This window comes from Yoonia sp., assembly GCF_030731595.1.
GTDB lineage: Bacteria > Pseudomonadota > Alphaproteobacteria > Rhodobacterales > Rhodobacteraceae > Yoonia.
The window spans coordinates 1-18,778 of the sequence record NZ_JANQTS010000104.1; the positions used below are offsets into that span (position 1 = coordinate 1).

General features: G+C 58.6%; 17 protein-coding genes and 1 riboswitch. Of the genes, 9 read left to right on the forward strand and 8 right to left on the reverse strand.

Annotated features, from left to right (window positions below; translation table 11 throughout):
• Window positions 1-1,140, forward strand: a 1,140-nt coding sequence (locus tag NWQ23_RS12595) for an OB-fold nucleic acid binding domain-containing protein (RefSeq protein ID WP_372340127.1), incomplete at its 5' end; no start/stop codon positions are given.
• Between the two features lie 40 nt (window positions 1,141-1,180).
• Here NWQ23_RS12595 and NWQ23_RS12600 read toward each other — a convergent pair.
• The gene (locus NWQ23_RS12600) at window positions 1,181-1,384 is read right to left on the reverse strand and encodes a SlyX family protein (RefSeq protein WP_306166721.1); all 204 of its coding nucleotides are present in this window, start codon (window positions 1,382-1,384) and stop codon (window positions 1,181-1,183) included.
• A gap of 124 nt (window positions 1,385-1,508) precedes the next feature.
• On the opposite strand from NWQ23_RS12600, the gene hisS reads away from it, so the two are divergent.
• The 3 genes from hisS to hisG are packed head-to-tail and all read left to right on the forward strand — an operon-like array spanning window position 1,509 to window position 4,749.
• Window positions 1,509-2,987, forward strand: coding sequence for a histidine--tRNA ligase (gene hisS, locus NWQ23_RS12605; RefSeq protein WP_306166722.1), 1,479 nt, complete (start codon window positions 1,509-1,511; stop codon window positions 2,985-2,987).
• Window positions 2,987-4,060: an ATP phosphoribosyltransferase regulatory subunit gene (locus NWQ23_RS12610; RefSeq protein WP_306166723.1), complete on the forward strand. Its 1,074-nt coding sequence runs from the start codon at window positions 2,987-2,989 to the stop codon at window positions 4,058-4,060. Before hisS ends, NWQ23_RS12610 begins: the two co-directional genes overlap by 1 nt.
• On the forward strand, window positions 4,060-4,749 hold the full coding sequence (gene hisG / locus NWQ23_RS12615) for an ATP phosphoribosyltransferase (protein ID WP_306166724.1): 690 nt from the start codon (window positions 4,060-4,062) through the stop codon (window positions 4,747-4,749). Before NWQ23_RS12610 ends, hisG begins: the two co-directional genes overlap by 1 nt.
• A gap of 6 nt (window positions 4,750-4,755) precedes the next feature.
• On the opposite strand, the gene NWQ23_RS12620 is transcribed toward hisG, so the two are convergent.
• Window positions 4,756-6,288, reverse strand: a complete 1,533-nt coding sequence (locus NWQ23_RS12620; protein ID WP_306166725.1) for an AMP-binding protein — start codon at window positions 6,286-6,288, stop codon at window positions 4,756-4,758.
• Window positions 6,289-6,334: 46 nt separating this feature from the next.
• Window positions 6,335-6,766, reverse strand: a complete 432-nt coding sequence (locus tag NWQ23_RS12625; RefSeq protein ID WP_306166726.1) for a DUF1489 family protein — start codon at window positions 6,764-6,766, stop codon at window positions 6,335-6,337.
• A 195-nt stretch (window positions 6,767-6,961) separates the two neighbouring features.
• Here NWQ23_RS12625 and NWQ23_RS12630 point away from each other — a divergent pair, with 195 nt between their 5' ends.
• Window positions 6,962-9,244, forward strand: a complete 2,283-nt coding sequence (locus NWQ23_RS12630; RefSeq protein WP_306166727.1) for an adenosylcobalamin-dependent ribonucleoside-diphosphate reductase — start codon at window positions 6,962-6,964, stop codon at window positions 9,242-9,244.
• Here NWQ23_RS12630 and NWQ23_RS12635 read toward each other — a convergent pair.
• The 5 genes from NWQ23_RS12635 to NWQ23_RS12655 form a co-directional block, all read right to left on the reverse strand.
• Window positions 9,241-10,296 carry an iron ABC transporter permease gene (locus tag NWQ23_RS12635; RefSeq protein ID WP_306166728.1) on the reverse strand — a complete coding sequence of 352 codons (1,056 nt, stop codon included), beginning with the start codon at window positions 10,294-10,296 and terminating at the stop codon, window positions 9,241-9,243. The genes NWQ23_RS12630 and NWQ23_RS12635 overlap by 4 nt on opposite strands.
• 3 nt (window positions 10,297-10,299) lie before the next feature.
• The gene (locus NWQ23_RS12640) at window positions 10,300-11,235 is read right to left on the reverse strand and encodes an ABC transporter substrate-binding protein (protein ID WP_306166729.1); all 936 of its coding nucleotides are present in this window, start codon (window positions 11,233-11,235) and stop codon (window positions 10,300-10,302) included.
• Complete coding sequence (locus NWQ23_RS12645) at window positions 11,232-12,029, reverse strand: ABC transporter ATP-binding protein (protein WP_306166730.1); 798 nt, start codon at window positions 12,027-12,029, stop codon at window positions 11,232-11,234. Before NWQ23_RS12645 ends, NWQ23_RS12640 begins: the two co-directional genes overlap by 4 nt.
• Complete coding sequence (locus NWQ23_RS12650) at window positions 12,026-12,472, reverse strand: DUF1636 family protein (RefSeq protein ID WP_372340128.1); 447 nt, start codon at window positions 12,470-12,472, stop codon at window positions 12,026-12,028. The genes NWQ23_RS12645 and NWQ23_RS12650 overlap by 4 nt, the downstream gene beginning before the upstream one ends.
• 80 nt (window positions 12,473-12,552) lie before the next feature.
• A riboswitch (cobalamin riboswitch) is annotated at window positions 12,553-12,771 on the reverse strand.
• Window positions 12,772-12,826: 55 nt separating this feature from the next.
• Complete coding sequence (locus NWQ23_RS12655) at window positions 12,827-14,437, reverse strand: GMC family oxidoreductase (RefSeq protein ID WP_306166731.1); 1,611 nt, start codon at window positions 14,435-14,437, stop codon at window positions 12,827-12,829.
• A 91-nt stretch (window positions 14,438-14,528) separates the two neighbouring features.
• Here NWQ23_RS12655 and NWQ23_RS12660 point away from each other — a divergent pair, with 91 nt between their 5' ends.
• The 4 genes from NWQ23_RS12660 to NWQ23_RS12675 all read left to right on the forward strand — a co-directional run bounded on the left by NWQ23_RS12660 (window position 14,529) and on the right by NWQ23_RS12675 (window position 18,697).
• Window positions 14,529-15,761, forward strand: coding sequence for a TRAP transporter substrate-binding protein (locus tag NWQ23_RS12660; protein ID WP_306166732.1), 1,233 nt, complete (start codon window positions 14,529-14,531; stop codon window positions 15,759-15,761).
• A gap of 122 nt (window positions 15,762-15,883) precedes the next feature.
• On the forward strand, window positions 15,884-16,552 hold the full coding sequence (locus tag NWQ23_RS12665) for a TRAP transporter small permease (RefSeq protein ID WP_306166733.1): 669 nt from the start codon (window positions 15,884-15,886) through the stop codon (window positions 16,550-16,552).
• Window positions 16,552-17,910 carry a TRAP transporter large permease gene (locus NWQ23_RS12670; RefSeq protein WP_306166734.1) on the forward strand — a complete coding sequence of 453 codons (1,359 nt, stop codon included), beginning with the start codon at window positions 16,552-16,554 and terminating at the stop codon, window positions 17,908-17,910. Before NWQ23_RS12665 ends, NWQ23_RS12670 begins: the two co-directional genes overlap by 1 nt.
• 7 nt (window positions 17,911-17,917) lie before the next feature.
• Complete coding sequence (locus NWQ23_RS12675) at window positions 17,918-18,697, forward strand: IclR family transcriptional regulator (protein ID WP_306166736.1); 780 nt, start codon at window positions 17,918-17,920, stop codon at window positions 18,695-18,697.
• The last annotated feature ends 81 nt before the right edge of the window (window positions 18,698-18,778 follow it).

Genomic DNA, 18,778 nt, shown 5'->3' on the forward strand with positions numbered 1-18,778 from the left:
CATCCGGTCGAGTTCATGGCCGGTGTGATGAACTGCGATATCCATCTGACCGACAAGCTGGGCGTCTATTTCCAAGAGGTCAAAAAGGGCCTCGGGATCGCCTATACCCCGCCCTGCGTGAACCGGTCGATGGCGACATTCGATGTGAAAGATCAAAAGCTGGTCTATGCGCTGGGCGCGCTCAAGAACGTGGGTGTCGAGGCGATGAAGCTGATCGTCGAAGGGCGCGGGGATCGCCCCTTCGTCAACCTGTTCGATTTTGCGCGCCGTGTCGATCTCAAGCGCGTCAGCAAGCGGCCTTTGGAGATGCTGGCACGGGCAGGGGCCTTTGATGTGCTGGATCCCAACCGCAGGCGGGTGATGCAAAGCCTTGATGCGCTGTCAGGCTATTCTGCGGCTATTCACGACCAGAAATCCTCTAATCAGGTGTCCCTGTTTGGCGAGGCAGGGGATGACCTGCCCGAACCACGGCTTGCGGGGGGCGATGACTGGTTGCCTGCAGAACGGCTGGCTGAAGAGTTCAAGGCCATCGGGTTCTATCTGTCGGGGCATCCGCTGGATGACTATATGGGCGCTCTCAAGCGCAAGCAGGTGCTGACCTTGGACGAGGTGATTGTTCGAGCGGCGAAAGGTGCGGCGATTGTAAAGATGGCGGGCACGGTATCAGGGCGGCAGGAACGCAAGTCGGCGCGCGGCAACCGCTTTGCTTTTGTGCAACTGTCCGACCCGACAGGGCAATACGAGGTCACGATGTTCTCGGACACGCTAGAGGCCGCGCGCGATGTCCTCGAGACCGGATCGCAGATTGTCCTGACATGCGAAGCGACGATGGAGGCGGATCAGCTCAAGCTTTTAGGCCGCTCTGTCGCGCCGATTGATAGTGTTGTGGCGGATGCGGGCAGCAGCGGGTTGCGCGTGTTTATTGACGGGCCGGAGGTGATCGGGTCGGTCGCCTCTATCCTTGCCAATGCAGCCAAGGATGGGGTGCGGGCAGCACGGGGCCCGATCTATTTTTGTCTGATGAACGATGATCTGCCGGGCGAGGTCGAACTGGATCTGGGTGATGATTTCCCCGTCAATCCGCAGATCAAGGGGGCGTTGCGGTCCTTGGGCGGGGTGATCGAGGTCGAGGATGCGTAATGCAATGTGGATCATGATCCACGTTACCCGCTGAACCTGCCTACCAATGCGGCGGTCGCTGGTCCGCAAGCGGGACGGTGCCGCCTGCATCCAGTTCCCGTCCTGCCTCGCGCTCCATCAACATCGCAAGCCGTCGCTGCGCCAGCGCCAGTTCTGTTTCCTGCCGTGCGACGATATCCGACAGATCCTCGACCGTGCGGGTCAGATGGGCGATTTGCTCTTCCAGATGGGTGATATCAGTCATGCGCCGTTTCTATACAGAGCAAGACGCGCAGGAAAGCCCCTGCATGAATGGACGATTGCATTGCCCCTGTGACATTGGCGGGTTAAACGGCGCGGGAACAGACGTGACTGGCAGGACCAAAGTAATGGCCAAAGACAAAAAGCAACCACGGCCCAAGGCGCAGACGCCCAAGGGCTTTCAGGATTACTTCGGCGCGGACGTGACCGAACGCACAGCCATGCTGTCCAAGATTGCCGAAGTCTATCATCGCTATGGGTTTGACGCGCTGGAAACATCTGCCGTGGAAACGGTCGAGGCGCTGGGCAAGTTTCTGCCGGATGTGGATCGCCCGAACGAGGGTGTTTTTGCATGGGAAGAAGACAACGACTGGCTGGCGCTGCGCTATGATCTGACGGCACCTTTGGCACGTGTCGCCGCGCAGTATCGCAACGATCTGCCGTCACCCTACCGCCGCTATGCGATGGGCCCAGTCTGGCGCAACGAAAAGCCCGGACCGGGGCGGTTTCGCCAGTTCTATCAGTGCGACGCCGATACGGTTGGATCTGGGTCCGTCGCCGCAGACGCCGAGATTTGCGCGATGCTGTCGGATACGCTGGAGGCCGTGGGGATTGCACGCGGCGACTATGTGATCCGTGTGAATAACCGCAAGGTGCTGAACGGGGTCTTGGAAGTTGCTGGCCTGTCCGGAGACGACAAAGAGGCCGAGCGCGGGATCGTGCTGCGCGCGATAGACAAGCTGGATCGGTTGGGCGTTGAGGGTGTACGCGCGTTGCTGGGGGAAGGTCGCAAAGACGAGAGTGGCGATTTCACCAAGGGCGCGGGGCTGGAAGACGCGCAGGCCGATGTGGTGATGGGGTTTATGGATGCCAAACGCGATACGGGCGCGGCGACGGTTGCCCGCCTGCGTGAATTGGTTACCGGGTCCACGATCGGCGAAGATGGTGCTTCGGAGCTTGAAACCATTGCTGCGTTGCTTTCTGCGCAAGACTACGGCCCTGACCGCATCATCATCGACCCCTCCGTCGTCCGTGGCCTTGGCTACTACACCGGCCCTGTCTATGAGGCTGAACTGACCTTTGAAATCACCGACGAAAAGGGCCGTCCGCGCAACTTCGGCTCTGTCGCGGGCGGGGGGCGGTATGACGATCTGGTCAAGCGGTTCACTGGCCAAGAGGTTCCCGCCACCGGTGTTTCCATCGGCGTGGACCGGTTACTGGCCGCTTTGCGCGCCAAAGGGCAGATCGGTGCGGCCGCTGCTGGCCCTGTCGTTGTCACCGTGATGGACCGCGACCGCATGGCCGATTACCAGACGATGGTGAAGGAACTGCGCAACGCGGGCATCCGCGCCGAGGTCTATCTGGGCAATCCCAAGAATTTCGGCAATCAGTTGAAATATGCCGACAAGCGCAACGCGCCCATCGCGATTATCGCGGGTGGCGATGAGTTCGACAAAGGCGTGGTGCAGATCAAGGACCTGATCCTTGGGGCCGAGATTGCCAAGAATGCCACTTTGGAAGAATGGAAGGACCGCCCGAGCCAGTACGAGGTGCCGCGCGACCAGATGCTCGCAAAGGTGCGCGACATTCTGGACGGGCAGGGCTGATGCCAACCTCTGCCGCGACACGGGAAGAGGCGCGCCGCCTGCGGAACCTCTTTGCAGCCAAAGGCGCTCTTGTCATCAAGGCCGATGTCTTGCAGCCTGCCGAGACCCTGCTTGATCTTTATGGCGAAGATATCCGTGCGCGGTCTTATCTGACCTCTGACCCATTGCGCGGCGAGATGGTTCTGCGCCCCGATTTCACTGTGCCCGTCGTGCAGATGCATATGGAAAGCTATGCTGATCCGGCCCGCTATACCTATTCGGGCAAGGTGTTTCGCAAGCAGGAACATGATGAAACCCGCGCCAATGAATATGTGCAGGTGGGATACGAGGTTTTCGACGGCCAGAACCCAGCGGCTGCCGACGCCGAGGTCTTTGCCGCGATTGCCGAAGGGTTGTCTGGCCTGCCGGTGCGTGCCGCGACGGGGGATATCGGAATTTTGATGGCGGCTGTACGCGGGTTGCGGACGACCGATGACCGCAAGGCTGCATTGCTGCGCCATATCTGGCGACCACAGCGGTTTCGGGCGCTGCTCAAGCGGTTTGGATCAGCGGCCGTGCCGCCTGCGCGGGCGGCTTTGCTGGCGGCAGACGACCCCTTTGCCAATGCGGGCCCCGATATCGGTTTGCGTGCCCGTACCGAGGTTGCGGCCCGGATTGCTGCGCTGCGCGCCGACGCGGCCGCCCCGCCGATTGCCACAGAAGAAATCGCACTGATCGACGCCATCCTCGGACTGCGCGAAACGGCACCGAATGTGCTGAGCGCGCTGCGCGATATCGTTGTGGATATGCCCGCGATTGCTGATGCGGTGAAAAGGCTGGAGGCGCGTTTGGCAGCCCTTGGTTCGCGTGGGGTAGAAGTCGAAACGCTGGAGTTCGAGGGCAGCTATGGCCGGACCTCTCTGGAATATTACGACGGGTTTGTTTTCGGTTTCTATGCCACGGACCGCCCGGAATTACCGCCTGTCGCGACCGGAGGCCGCTATGACGCGCTGACCGCGCGGTTGGGCCAAGGCCGCGCCGTACCGGCCGTCGGCGGCGTGATCCGCCCCGATCTGGCGTTGGAGTTGCTGTGATGCTGAAACTTGGCGTGCCTTCCAAGGGGCGGTTAATGGAAAAGACCTTTGACTGGTTCGGTGCACGCGGCGTCGGCCTGCGCAAATCCGGGTCGGATCGTGAATATGCGGGGGCTGTCGAAGGGTTTGACGGTATTGAACTGGTGCTGCTCTCTGCCGGTGAAATTCCGCGCGAACTGGCGTCAGGCAATATCCATCTGGGTGTGACCGGGTCCGATCTGGTGCGCGAAAAGATCCCGAATTGGGATACCCGCCTGACGGAACTGGCCCCGATGGGTTTCGGTGGGGCCGATCTGGTGATCGCTGTGCCGCAGGCCTGGGTCGATGTTGCGACCCTGGATGATCTGGACGCGGCGGCGGCGGCTTTTCGCAAGACCCACGGGTTCCGGATGCGGATTGCGACAAAGTATCACCGTCTGGTACGTGAATTCCTGCGCGAACAGGGCGTTGCCGATTATCAGCTTGTCGATAGCCAGGGGGCCACCGAAGGCACAGTCAAGAATGAAACCGCCGAAGCTATCGCCGATATCACATCGACCGGAGAGACGCTGCGCGCCAATGGCCTGAAAATTCTCGACGATGGCTTGATCCACGCCTCTCAGGCAACCCTGTTTCGGGGGCGCCGCAAGGACTGGACCGCAGAGCAGCGCGCCACCCTCAAAGCACTGGTTGAGGTGCTCAAGCTTTAGCTTGCATCAGGATTTCAGACCTTCCCGAAGGAACCGGCGCAGGATCTTGCCTGACGCGGACTTGGGAATGGTATCGACAAAGTAGATATGGTGCAGCTGTTTGTAATGGGACAGTTGCGCGCCGACATGCGCCTTGATCGCGGCCTCGTCTGGGGCGGGATCGCCAGCGACCACAAAGGCCACGGGCAGTTCCCCTGCCTCGTCATCGGGCAGGCCGACAACGGCGGCATCCGTGATGCCGGTCATGGCGACCAGAGTCGCTTCCAACTCGGCGGGGGCCACCTGAAAGCCCTTGTATTTTATCAATTCTTTCAGGCGATCGGTGATGAACATATAGCCGTCAGCGTCGATCTTGGCGATATCGCCTGTGCGCAGCCAGCCATCCTCTGTGATGCTTTCAGCGGTAGCTTTGGGGTTGTTGAGATAGCCTTGCATGACCTGCGGGCCTTTGATCCAAAGCTCGCCTTCCTCGCCAGCAGCGAGGTCCGCACCGGTTTGGATATCGACGATCCGGCACAAGGTATTGGGCGCCGTAACGCCCGCCGCGCCAGACCGCGGCGCATGGCGCGGCACGACATGGGACACAGGGCTGAGTTCGGTCATGCCATAGCCTTGCAGGGCGGTGCAGCCCAGACGTGCAGCGATCGCGTTCGAGAGTTCGGGGCCAGAGGGGGCGGCGGCAATAAAAACTTCGTTCAGGGCAGAGAGGTCGTAGTCATCGACCAGCGGGTGCTTGGCCAGTGCCAGTGCCACAGGTGGGACGACCCACATGCGACGCGCTTTGTAATCCTGACTGATCTGCAAAAAGAGCGGCAGATCAAAGCGTGGCATCGTCACCAAGGCTCCGCCGCCGCCAAGGTGAATATTCATCAAGACCGTCATGCCGTAGATATGGAAGAACGGCAGGAAAGCAGCCGTGACCTCACCGGGTTGAAAGTCGGCCGCGACGATGGATTGATCGACATTGATCACCAGATTGCGGTGCGACAGCATCACGCCCTTGGGCAGGCCCGTGGTGCCGGACGAATAGGGCAGGACAACGGTGAATGCATCCAGATCTACAGGCACTTGCGCTGTAATAGGATCGCCATAAAGGGCCGCGTACTCCGGTGTGCCAATGGCGATCACTGGGATGTCGCCCGCACCCGCCTTGGCGGTCTCCATGAAATCGGGGATCGTGATCAGAAGCTCTGCACGCGAGTCCGCCAACTGATGGGCGACCTCATGGGCTGTATAGGTCGGGTTCAGCGTGGTGATCGTGCCGCCGCCCCAAGCGACCGCATGAAAGACAACGCAATACTCGGGCATGTTGGGCGCCATGATCGCGACCGTATGACCGGCCCCGAATCCGGCCGCTGCCAGCCCGCCAGCCATGCGCTTTACCTGATCCATAAAGGCAGAGGCCGTGAGGCTGCGCCCGGTAGGGCCATCCGTGAGAACCACCGCGTCGGGCCTGTTTTGCAGCCCTTCAAAGACACGTTCAGTGATGCTCAGATCGGTTGCGGCAACGTCAGGGTAGGGACTGGTAAAAATGGTCATAATGGCTCCTCCTGCGCCGGATCATGGCACAGGGCTTGCCGTCTGCCTAGCGCACTCCGATGGCGGCGAGTGCCTTTGAGAGTTCAGGCGGAAGCGCTTCTTCGTCTTGGCGGCCTTGGGGCAGGTCGCGGGGGGCATCATTCTCGGGCAGGTAGCGCCAGCCCTGAAAAGCGCGTTTGGGCGTTGCTTCGACCCGGATCAGGCCGGGTTTGCAGACAATGGCGCAGCGGCGGATATCGTCAGCACCGATGTATTCATCAAGGCGCAGGACGGGTTGGCGGCACAGGATCACGCCTTTGATGACCCAAAAAATCGACCCGCCGTTAAGGATTTCATCGCCCCGCTTGGGCCACATCCGGGTGACGTGGCGCGGCAGTCCGTCATCGGTCTGCGCGCGCCGCGTGTTTTGCCAGTCTGCAAGGTCGGCGATGTCTTCGGTGCCGACCGACAGCTTGAGCATATGCACGGTTTTCGTCATTCGTCCCCCCCGGGATGAGCCTTAGAGGTAAGGCGGTTCTTGCGTGAATCAATGACACGGTTATATTATCTATATATCCGCATTTAGTGGATTGCGATCACTATATGTGGTATGTAGAAGAGCGTTTCAGAATCCTGACAACTTCACTATCATGACGGCTTACCGTTATGATCACCTCTCCGGAAGGCCTATTGCATGACCCATTTTTCTGCCCCGATTGCCGAACAGATTTGGGATATGAAGTACCGCTTCAAGCAAGCGGACGGCACCCCGATTGACGCAACGGTCGAGGATACCTGGCACCGGATTGCCAAGGCTCTGGCAGTGGTCGAAAAAGACCCCAAGGCTTGGGAAAGCAAGTTTTACGATGCTTTGGCCGATTTCAAATACCTGCCTGCGGGCCGGATTACGGCAGGCGCTGGCACGGCGCGGTCGGTAACGCTGTTTAACTGCTTTGTCATGGGCACGGTTCCCGACAGCATGGGCGGCATTTTTGATATGCTCAAAGAGGCTGCGCTGACGATGCAACAGGGCGGCGGGATCGGGTATGATTTCTCGACCATTCGTCCAAAGGGCGCCAGTGTGATGGGTGTGGCGGCGGACGCCTCTGGCCCCTTGTCGTTCATGGACGTCTGGGACGCGATGTGCCGCACGATCATGTCGGCAGGGTCGCGCCGTGGCGCGATGATGGCGACGATGCGCTGCGATCACCCCGATGTCGAGGACTTCATTACCGCCAAGTCTGATCCCGCGCGCTTGCGCATGTTCAATATGTCCGTGCTGATCACCGATCCCTTCATGGATGCTGTCAAGGCAGATGGATCATGGGAGTTGGTGTTCGGCGGGCAGGTCTATCGGACAGTCCGCGCCCGCGACCTGTGGGATGCGATCATGCAATCGACCTATGATTACGCTGAACCCGGTGTGATCTTTATCGACCGCATCAACCAGATGAACAACCTCAACTACTGCGAAACCATTGCTGCGACGAACCCCTGCGGCGAACAGCCCTTGCCGCCTTATGGCGCCTGTTTGCTCGGCTCGATCAATATGGCGCGGTTGGTGTCTGATCCGTTCGAGGCGGCAGCCGCTTTGGACGAGGCGGCCTTGACCGATCTGGTCGCGACCGCTGTACGGATGATGGACAATGTCGTTGATGCATCGCGTTTCCCGCTAGAGGCGCAGCAAGCCGAGGCGAAGGCCAAGCGTCGCATTGGTTTGGGTGTGACCGGACTGGCCGATGCTTTGTTGATGGTTGGCCTGCGCTACGGGTCAGAAGAAGCTGCGGCGCAGACAGACCGCTGGATGCATGCCATTGCGCGCGCCGCCTATCTGGCTTCCGTGGAACTGGCCAAGGAAAAGGGCGCTTTCCCGCTCTTCAATGCCGACAAGTTTCTGGCAAGTGGTGCAATGCAGCATATGGATGAGGATGTGCGCGATGCCATCCGTCAATATGGCATACGAAATGCACTTTTGACCTCGATCGCACCGACCGGCACGATCAGCCTTTACGCGGGCAACGTGTCCTCCGGGATCGAACCGGTGTTTGCTTACGCCTACACCCGCAAGGTTTTGCAAAAGGACGGCTCGCGCACGGAAGAAGAGGTGGTGGACTATGCCGTGCAGCTGTGGCGTGATCTCAAGGGCGACGCGCCTTTGCCGGATTATTTTGTGAATGCCCAAACGCTGGCCCCGCTGGATCATGTGCGGATGCAGGCCGCAGCGCAGAAGTGGATCGACAGCAGCATTTCCAAGACGATCAACTGCCCTGAAGATATCAGCTTTGATGCGTTCAAAGAGGTCTACATGGCCGCTTGGGATCAGGGCTGCAAAGGCTGCACAACCTATCGCCCGAACGATGTGACGGGGTCGGTCTTGTCGGTGACCTCTGACGCTGCACCGTCCGAGGTGCCCGCCCAAGTCCGCACCAGCGATGAAGGGGCAGAGGTGGTCTATATGTCCGAACCTCTGGACCGTCCGCAGGAGTTGGAAGGGGCGACCTACAAGCTCAAGTGGCCGGATAGCGAGCACGCCATCTATATCACGATCAATGATCTGGTGATCGCGGGGCACAGGCGACCCTTCGAGGTTTTCATCAACTCCAAGAACATGGAACATTTTGCTTGGACCGTGGCGCTGACGCGGATGATCTCGGCGGTGTTCCGGCGCGGGGGTGATGTGTCTTTCGTGGTCGAAGAACTGAAAGCCGTGTTCGACCCGCGTGGCGGGGCATGGATGCAGGGGAAATACGTCCCGTCCATTCTGGCCGCGATTGGTGGCGTGATCGAAAAGCACATGATCTCGATCGGTTTTCTTGCCGGTGAAGGCATGGGGCTGAAAAGCGATCCTCATGCTGATGTGGTTGCCATCAACGGCAGGCCGCGTGGCAAGGCCTGTTCGTCTTGCGGATCTTACGAGTTGCGCATGGTCGAGGGCTGCATGACCTGCGCCTCTTGCGGCTATTCCAAGTGTGGCTAGACCGTATTTTTGCGCAGTAGCCAGACAAAGAACACGCCGCCGATCAAGCCGGTGACAATCCCGATGGGAATGTCATCGGGGGCCATCACAGTGCGCGCCAGAATATCGGCCCAGACCAGAAAGATCGCCCCGCAGATTGCCGAGATCGGCAGGACGCGGGCGTAGTCGCCACCAACGATCAGCCGCACGATATGCGGGATCATCAGGCCCACAAAACCGATGATCCCCGAAAAAGCGACCATCACGCCGGTAATCAACGCGCCAATGACAAAGATGCTCAGCCGGAAGCGGGCAACAGGAATGCCCAGTGTCGATGCGGTTTCATCCCCCATCGTCATCGCGTTCAGGCTGCGGGCGTTTGCGGCCAGATAAGCCCCGCAAATGATCAGGATCGTAAGCGGATAAATGAGCTGGCTCCATTGTGCGAGCCCAAGCCCGCCCAGCATCCAGAAGACGACCGTATGAACCGCGCGCGGATCGCCCAGAAAGATCAGGACATTCGCGGCGGACATCACGATGAACGACACGGCCACGCCCGCCAGAACCAGCCGGTCGGCACTGGTCGCGGTGGCGAATTGCGAGACTGCCAGAACCAGAAGCGTCGCACCCAGCGCCCCCGCAAAAGCCAGCAGCGGGACAGTCAGCAAGCCGATAAAGAGCCCCGTGTGCAAGAGCGCGAGGATTGCGCCAAAAGCACCGCCTGCAGAAATCCCCAGCAGATGCGGGTCAGCCAGCGGGTTGCGGGTGACTGCTTGCAAGCTGGCCCCGACGATGGAAAGACCGGCACCGACAAGGCAGGCGAGGATCGCGCGGGGCAGGCGGATGTCCCAGACAATAGCTTCTCGTCCGGCGGACCAATCAGGGGTGATCAACCCCGGCACGATCTTGTTGATCAAGATGCCCCAGACCGCTCCGAGCGGCACCGTCACCGCCCCCACGCTGACAGCAAGCGACAGCGACAGGACCAGTGCCGCCGCCCCAACCGCAAATGTCAGGCGAGGCCCGACCTTGCGGGGCGCGCGCGTTGAGATTTGCCGGTCGGCCTGTTCCATGCGCTATGGCGCGCGAAAGGCAGCGGCGAGCGTCTTGACCGCGCCGATGTTGCGGGGGCCGGGGGTGGCTTCGACATAGTCCAGCACGACGAAACGGTCGTTCTTCACCGCGTCAATCTCTGCAAAGGCCGGATTGGACAGCATGAAGGCACGTTTCTGTGCGGCGGTCACTTCGCCGTAATCCACGATGATGATAACCTCCGGGTTGCGTTCAACCACGGCTTCCCAGCCCAGCGTCGCCCAGCTTTTTTCCACATCGTTCAGGATATTGACCCCGCCCGCCGCTTCGATCAGCGCATTGGGCATGGCGTAGCGTCCGGCGGTGAAAGGTGCATCTTCGCCGCTGTCATAGACAAAAACGCGAGGGGCTGAGTCCAAGGTGGGTTGTGTCGCGAGGAAATCGGCAAGTTCTGCTTGATACCCTGCAATCAGAGCCTCTGCCCGATCACTGACGCCAAAGATAGCCCCCAGATTGCGCAGGTCGTTATACATGTCATCCATGCTGGCGGGATCTTTCGGGCCGATATGGATGCAGCTTTCGGTCAGCTCGTAGACTTCGATGCCGAAGGGGGCCAGCGTTTCAGGGGTGACTTCGCCGCCGACGCGCATGCCATAGTTCCAGCCTGCGAAAAAGAAATCCGCATCTGCGCCGATCAGAACCTCTTTGGAAGGGTATTGCGCGGACAGTTCGGGCAATGCGGCCACGCCTTCGCGCATGGTTTCGTCCAGTTTGTTCCAGCCGGAAATGCCCGTGTAGCCGACCATGCGGTCGGTCAGCCCGAGCACCAGCATCATTTCGGTCAAGTTGATGTCGTTGGAAACAGCAGCCTTTGGCGGCGCTTCAAAGGTGACAGTGCGGTCGCAGCTTTGCACAGTGGTCTGCCCAAAGGCAGAAGAGGCCGCCAGAGCGGTTGCGACAACGGCAGGGATCAGTTTCATAATGTTGTTTCTTTGCTGGGCAGATGGAATGAGAGGTGGTTGGCGTCACTTGGGGCCAGCCGTTCGCGTCGTGCATCTACGCGGAATGTGTTTGAGACAAGCGCTTCGGTCAGCAGCGCATCCGGCGCGCCAAAACCGCGCGGGTGCCCATCTTCTAGAAGCAGGATATCGTCGCAGATATTGGCCGCGATGTTCAGATCGTGGAGTGACACGACGATGGTCAGATCAAGCGATTTGATCAGGGCAAGTACTTCAAGCTGGTGGCGGATATCAAGGTGGTTGGTCGGCTCGTCAAGGATCAGCACCTTGGGTTCCTGTGCCAAGGCGCGGGCGACCATCACCCTTTGGCGTTCGCCGCCAGAGAGTGTACCGAAATCACGCTTGGCAATATCGTGCAGGTCAAGGGTGTCCATCACCCGGTCAACGATGCCGGCATCAAGTGGACCTATCCTTGCAAAGCCTTGCTGGTGCGGTGTGCGGCCCAGCGCAATGATGTCGCGCACGCTTAGCCCAAAGGCTGCGGCCTGTTCTTGCAAAACAGCCGCGACCTGCCGCGCGGCAGAGCGGGGGGGCATCGCCCAGAGGTCTTGTCCGTCGATCATGATCTGCCCGCTGGAAGGTGCCTGATAGCGGTAAAGCAGACGCAGCAGGGTGGACTTACCCGCGCCATTCGGGCCGACGATCCCAAGTACACGTCCAGCGCCGACTTCGAAACTGGTGGGGTGCAGCACCAATGGCGCGCGCTTGGCAGGGCGCCAGCTTGCGTTCTGGACTGATAGATATGCGCCGCTCATGACACGAGCGCCTGTGAGTCTTCCAGTGCGATCATCGCGGCAGGAATTCGGGCCAAGGTGGTTTTACGCAGTTTGCCGGGGCGGTCTATGGACGAACACCAGCCGTCATCCAGCATGGCGTATTGCCGCGCGAATTCCAGCAGGTCGTCGATGTCATCCTCTGGCGTAATGTCGCCAAAGAGATAGGTCGCCTTTTGCGTGCCGTGATAGGCAACGGTGCAGGGGCGATCACAGCCCGCCATGCAGGCCACGCCTGAAATCGCGAAATCTTCGGCAATCGTGTCGCCTGCAGCCTTGATGGCCCGGCGCAGCTTTTCGATCAATTCATATCCGGGGCGGCAATCCGTCCCCTTGTGCCTGCATGATGTGCAGACCGTTATGCGGTGTTGTGTTGTCCGGTCCATATCGCCCTCCGCGATGAAGCGGGGGTCGTCAGGTTGCATGCAGAAATGCGCGGGCCAAGCCGTGATGCCATCATGGTCTCCATTCCGGACACCCCGCCCGGGTTGAGTTTCTTTTGATGCATCGCTGCACCTATGATGGCAGGTCTCCTGACTTGCGGGTCGCCGCTTACCCGATCCTTCCCGAGCAGGTTTGCTCAGTGGTGATCTTCGGGTTCGCTCGCCGCTCACAGTTGCGGGGGCAGTTACGGGTTTGGCGCGCTTTGGCTCTTCCTCACCGTATTCCCTTTTCATCCAATACGCATTTTCGGCGCACTGGAACCATCGCCGACAATGTTTGCGATTCCGAAGCAAGGGTCAAGGGCGATGTTGACAGTTGAGACTGTAAACCCGGGCTCAGATGTCTTCCAAGATCAGATCTGACGCCTTTTCTCCGATCATGATCGCGGGCGCATTCGTATTGCCGGACACGATTTCCGGCATGATCGAACAATCCGCCACCCGCAGCCCCTGGATGCCATGCACCCGCAGTCGCGCGTCAACGACCGCATCTTTGCCATGGCCCATCTTGCAGGTACCTGTCGGGTGATAGATCGAGGCCGAATTGCTGCGCGCCCAATCAAGGGTTGCATCATAATCATCCATATCCAGATCCGCATGGGGCCGGTATTCCTGACTGATCTTTGCTGTCAGGGGCGCATGTCGCGCGATCTTGCGCGCGATATTGACGCCAGCCACAACCGTCCGGCAATCCGTCTCGGTGGACAGATAGTTGGGAATGATCTTGGGATAGGCCTTGGGATCATTGCTTTGCAGCCTGATTTCGCCTTTGCTTTCAGGGCGTAGCTGGCAAACTGACATGGTGAAGGCCGAGAATTTGTCGGCCCCTTTGCCGGGATTTTCGGCCGAGAGTGGCTGCACATGGAACTGGATGTCAGGCGTTTCCACATCTTCGCGGCTTTTCATAAAGCCCGTGGCAAGGCTTGCCGCCATCGTCATAGGGCCGGTCCGCGATGTGATATATTTGAGTCCGATCTTGGCTTGGCCAAAAAGCGAGCCAACCTCGTCGTTCAGCGTTGGTTCATTGCATTTATAGACCAGACGCACCTGCAAATGGTCTTGCATGTTTTTGCCCACGCCCGGCAGGTCATGTAACACCGCGATACCATTGTCCGAGAGTTGCGCGGCTTCGCCTATGCCTGAGAGCATGAGCAGTTGTGGCGAATTGATCGCCCCGCCGGACAGCACGATTTCCTTGCGCGCTTTGACTGTCTGAAGGGTGCCGCTGCGATCCGTGTAGGTCACGCCGATGGCGCGGTTTCCCGCAATGAGCACCTTTTCGACCTGCGCATGTGTGATGATCTGAAGATTAGCCCGGGATTTCACAGGGTTCAGATAGGCGACAGCCGCGCTGCACCGTCTGCCGTTGCGCGAGGTGAGCTGGAAGAACCCGACACCCTCTTGTTCGGCCCCGTTATAATCGGGATTGAATTTATAGCCCGCGGCCTGGGCCGCTGCGACCCATGCATCGGTGATCGGGCGCTGGATGCGCATGTTCGACACCGAGAGCGGGCCTTCGTTGCCGTGGAATTCATCAGCGCCGCGCTCGTTGTTTTCGGACCGCTTGAAGAGGGGCAATACATCGTCCCATCCCCAGCCGGTATTTCCCATCTGCCGCCAGCGGTCATAGTCCTGCGGCTGTCCGCGGACATAAAGAAGGCCGTTCAGCGAAGATGACCCGCCCAAAACCTTGCCGCGCGGCCATTCGATAGAGCGTCCATTCAGGCCCGGATCAGGTTCCGTCTTGTAACACCAGTCGACCTTGGGGTTATGAATCGTCTTAAAGTATCCGACCGGAATGTGAATCCACGGGTTAAGATCGCGGCCACCGGCCTCTAGCAGAATCACTTTATGGGCTGGATTCGCGCTTAAACGATTGGCAAGGACGCATCCGGCAGACCCTGCACCAACGACTATAAAATCCGCTTCCACTGCTTCTTTCTCCATCAATGTGAAAAAACTCTATGCAGAACGCAAAGACTATACTAGGCTTTTTTGGAACTATTAGTCTCAATAATTGACATCATGGGAGGAAGTCATGGGAGTGAGTGATAAACTGAGTCAGATTTCACGACGAGATCTGTTCAAATTGGCAGGCCAATACGGGATGAGTTCGACGCTGATGGCGGCGGGAACTTTCGGTGGGGCAATGAGCCTTGCGAACCTCGCGTCTGCTGCGGAATCGACCTACGAACGTCGTTTTGCCAAAGAAGCAAAGTACAATCTGAAGTTCGGCGCCGCAGGCTTCAACGCCCGCAACCTGCTGATCGAGCGCGCTGGCGCTTTGGAATTTGCGCGCGACCTCGAAGCCCGGACCGATGGTGAGATTCGGATCGAGTTCATCGGTGACAACCAGATCTGTGGCCAGACATCCTGCGTTGAGAAGACACAGCAGGGTATCGTTGATATCTACGCCGCTTCGACACAGAACTCTGCCGGTGGTGCGCCTTATCTGAACGTGCTGGATTATGCCTATATGTTCCGTAACCGTGCGGATCAGTACCACTTCCTGTATTCACCGGCCTCCATGCGCCTGCTGCGCGAGCCTTATGAAAAGCGCCATGGCCTGAAGTTCCTGTTCAGCCACGCCGAATTGCGCGGCATCCAGCTGGGTCTGAACTGGGAAGACAAGCCAACAGTGACATCTGTCGAACAGCTTGCCGGCACCAAGAACCGCGTCACAGGCACGCAGCTTGGCCGTATCGCGATGGAAGCGCTGAACCTCAACCCAGTGCCGATTGCATGGGAAGAAACACTTGATGGTCTCAAGCAGGGCCTGATTGACGGTGCGGAAACATGGGCCTCTGCCGTGGCTTACGCCAACATGGCACCTGTTGTGTCCCAGTCGGTACACCTCAACTTCTTCTGTGGTACAGAGCATACTGCGATGTCCGCTTCGGTCTTTGATGGTCTTGAGGGGTATCTGCAGGACGCGGTGATGGAATCCGCTTACTGGGCGCAGACACACGTGCAGGCCGCCAACGAAGTGGCTCTGATCAACACTGTTGGCCAGTCCGACCCACAACTGCCAAACACGATCTTCGCGCAAAACAACGTCCGCAACGCGTTCTTGTCTGCTGAAGAGATCAAGAAGGCCGAAGAGATGTGTTCGCCCGAGTATCAGCCCGCACTTTGGGAAGAGTGGCGCGAGCGCCTGAACGGCTGGTCCGGTGGTCTGGATACTTATCAGGAAATCTATGACGAAGTGCGCACGATCGATGCGAACACCTTGCCAGAGAACGTGGAGCCACGCCGCTGGTGGAAAGGCTAATCCAGCTTTCTTGATGACCTTGGAATTGGGCCGGCCGAATGGGAGTTCGGTCGGCCCTTTTCATATAAAGAAGACCGCATCATGATGGCGGCAACACGGACAGATGAGGGGGGGAGACCTAGATGTCGATATTGGCTGAAGCAGTGGCAATCATTCCTGCTATTTTCTCGGGAAGTTCCTGGGAAATGCGGAGTGCGTTCGACACTGATGGTATGTGGTTATTCTGTTTCGTCGCGACATTCGTTGGCGGCGTACTAGCGCATCTGTTCTACAAAGCCGTCCCCTTTATGGAGAGACACCTTGAGCGTGGCATCTCTGTCGTCGTCTATCTGATTATCGCTGGGATCATCTGCTGGGGCGTCATTGACCGCTTTGTCTTTTCGCATCAGTGGTCAGGTTCGACCACGGTGCCGCCATTCCTGTTCATGGTCATGGCGTGGTTCGCATGCTCCTATAACGTCAAGCTGCGCACGCACCTGAGTTTTAGCGAATTCCGCTCCAAGATGCCGCCCGCAGGTCAGATGGCAACGCTGACGCTGGATGCTATGCTGTGGTTCGGCTTTTGCTGGATCGCGATCACCACATCGCTGCGGTTTACTGCCTTGTCCGCCGACAACTTCCAATTGGTTGATGGCGTCGATGACGTGATGAAATGGTGGTTCTATATCACCGTTCCGATTGCCTTTACCCTTATGGCCGGTCGTGTGATCGGCAACTGGCTTGAAGAATGGAACAACTTCCGGTCTGGCGAACAGATCATCAAACAAGCAGTTATCGGCGGGGATGTATGATGTCGGACGGTTCTTGGATTACACTTATTTCGCTGGGCGTGACGATCTTTTTCATGCTGGGCACGCCGGTTCTGTTAGTGATCTTCTACTGGGTCATCGGGTGCAGTTTTGTCATTGATCTGCCGCTGGCCAATACCGGCAACGAGTTGATCAACGTGTTCAGTAAAGGCTTTGCGCTGCTGGCGATGCCGCTTTTCATTCTGACGGGGGACTTGATCAACCAATCGGGGATCGCGCGACGATTATCGGATTTCGCCTATTCCTGTCTGGGATGGTTGCGTGGTGGTCTTGCGATGGCCTCGATTGCGGCCTGCGGATTGTTCGCGGCGATTTCGGGCTCCAACTCTGCCACAACGGCGACTATCGGTTCGATGCTGCACCCCGAGATGGTGAAGGGCAATTATGACGAACGCTTTTCCGCAGCAACGGCTGCAGCCGGCGGCACGGTCGGGATCATCATTCCACCATCCATCATCTTTATCGTCTACGGCTTCTTGTTGAACCTGCCGATCTCGGACCTTTTTGTGGCGGGCATCATTCCCGGCTCGCTGATGGTTCTGGGCATGATGACGGCAGCGTTTATCGTCTGTACAATCAATGGCTGGGGCGTGCTGATCGGTCTGTCGGTTACGCGAATGCTCAAGACGGCGATTGGTGCTTGGTTGGGTTTCTTTGCCATCGGTCTGGTGCTCTGGGGCATCTACACCGGTAAGTTCTCGCCGACCGAAGCGGCTGGTGTGACCGTCGGCTTTTGTGTGTTCATCGGATTGCTGTGCTATCCTTTGAACAAGGTCATGGGCGCTGCTGCCGATGTCCCGGTCGAAGACAAGAGCCTTGTTTCGATGTTTGTCGTCCAGGGTTTCACAATTCCGCAGGTGCCCGGGATCGTCTCGCGCTCGGCCCAGATCACCGGTATTCTGGTACCATTGATCGCGGTTTCGGTTGCGATGCAGCAGGTGATGTCGTCACTGGGTGCCAAAGACTTTATCGGTGACTTTGTGACGGGCATGGGCGGCTACTATGCGGTGCTGTTCACGTCGATGGCGATTGTGTTCATCACAGGTATGATCCTGGAGTCGCTGCCGGTCACGATCATTCTGGCCCCGATTCTGGCTCCGATTGCGGCCTCGGTCGGGATTGATCCGATCCACTTTGCGGTGGTCTTCCTTGTGGGTGCGTCGATTGGTTTTGTCACACCACCTTATGGTTTGAATCTTTATGTGGCCTCTGGTGTAACAGGTGTTCCCTACTTCAGGTTGTTGCGTTACATCGTGCCCTACCTGATCGCCCTGATTGCCGTCTGGTTCTTCGTGGCACTTGTTCCAGAAACGGCCTTGGCAATTCTGCCAGATAGATGATGAGCTGATGCCTGATGATGTAATTGAACAAGATACCGGCCAGATCCCGACGAACCTTAGGTTGCTGATGCTGCTTGAGGAAGTCGCGAGGGCCGGTGTCCCGGTTACACCTTCGGTCATAAACGAAAGCATGCGCCTGCCGAAACCAACGATCCATCGGCTTTTTGCGACAGCAGAAGCCGAAGGGTTCTTGCAGCGGGATATTGACGGAAGGTCTTATAGCCCGGGACGCCGCATGCGCCTTTTGGCGACAAACACTCTCTCATCCGAGCGCGTGCGTACCGTCCGACTGGCGGTGCTCAAATCGCTTGCGATCAAGGTTGGCGAGACCTGCAATCTAGCAATCCCCGAGCGTGATGGCATGTTCTACCTGGATCGGGTCGAAACCCACTGGCCTTTGCGGATCCAGCTTCCCGTGGGGACCCAGGTGCCATTCCACTGCACCGCCAGCGGAAAGATGTATCTTTCGACGCTGCGTCCTGATTACCTTGAACGGTTCCTGAAGAATTATGCTTTGGAAAAACAGACAGAGCAGACGATCACCGATCCACGCAAGCTCCAGATCGAATTGGATAAGACCCGCGCGCGGGGCTATGCAACCGACAATGAGGAATTCATGTCGGGAATGACGGCGATTGCGGTTCCGATCCTGGATGATCGCGGGCGTTTGTTGTCGACACTTTCGATCCATGCACCGGAGCAGCGCCGCCATTTGCCGCAACTGGTAGAGTGTCTGGGGCTCCTGCAAGAGGCCGCAGTGGAACTTGCGGCGATCGTCGGCCGCTAGGGTTCGGGACGAGGACAACCGCGCACGAAGGGATTGCCCGGTTTGGCCTTGGTCTTTTGCGGTGGAATGCGCATGCGATCC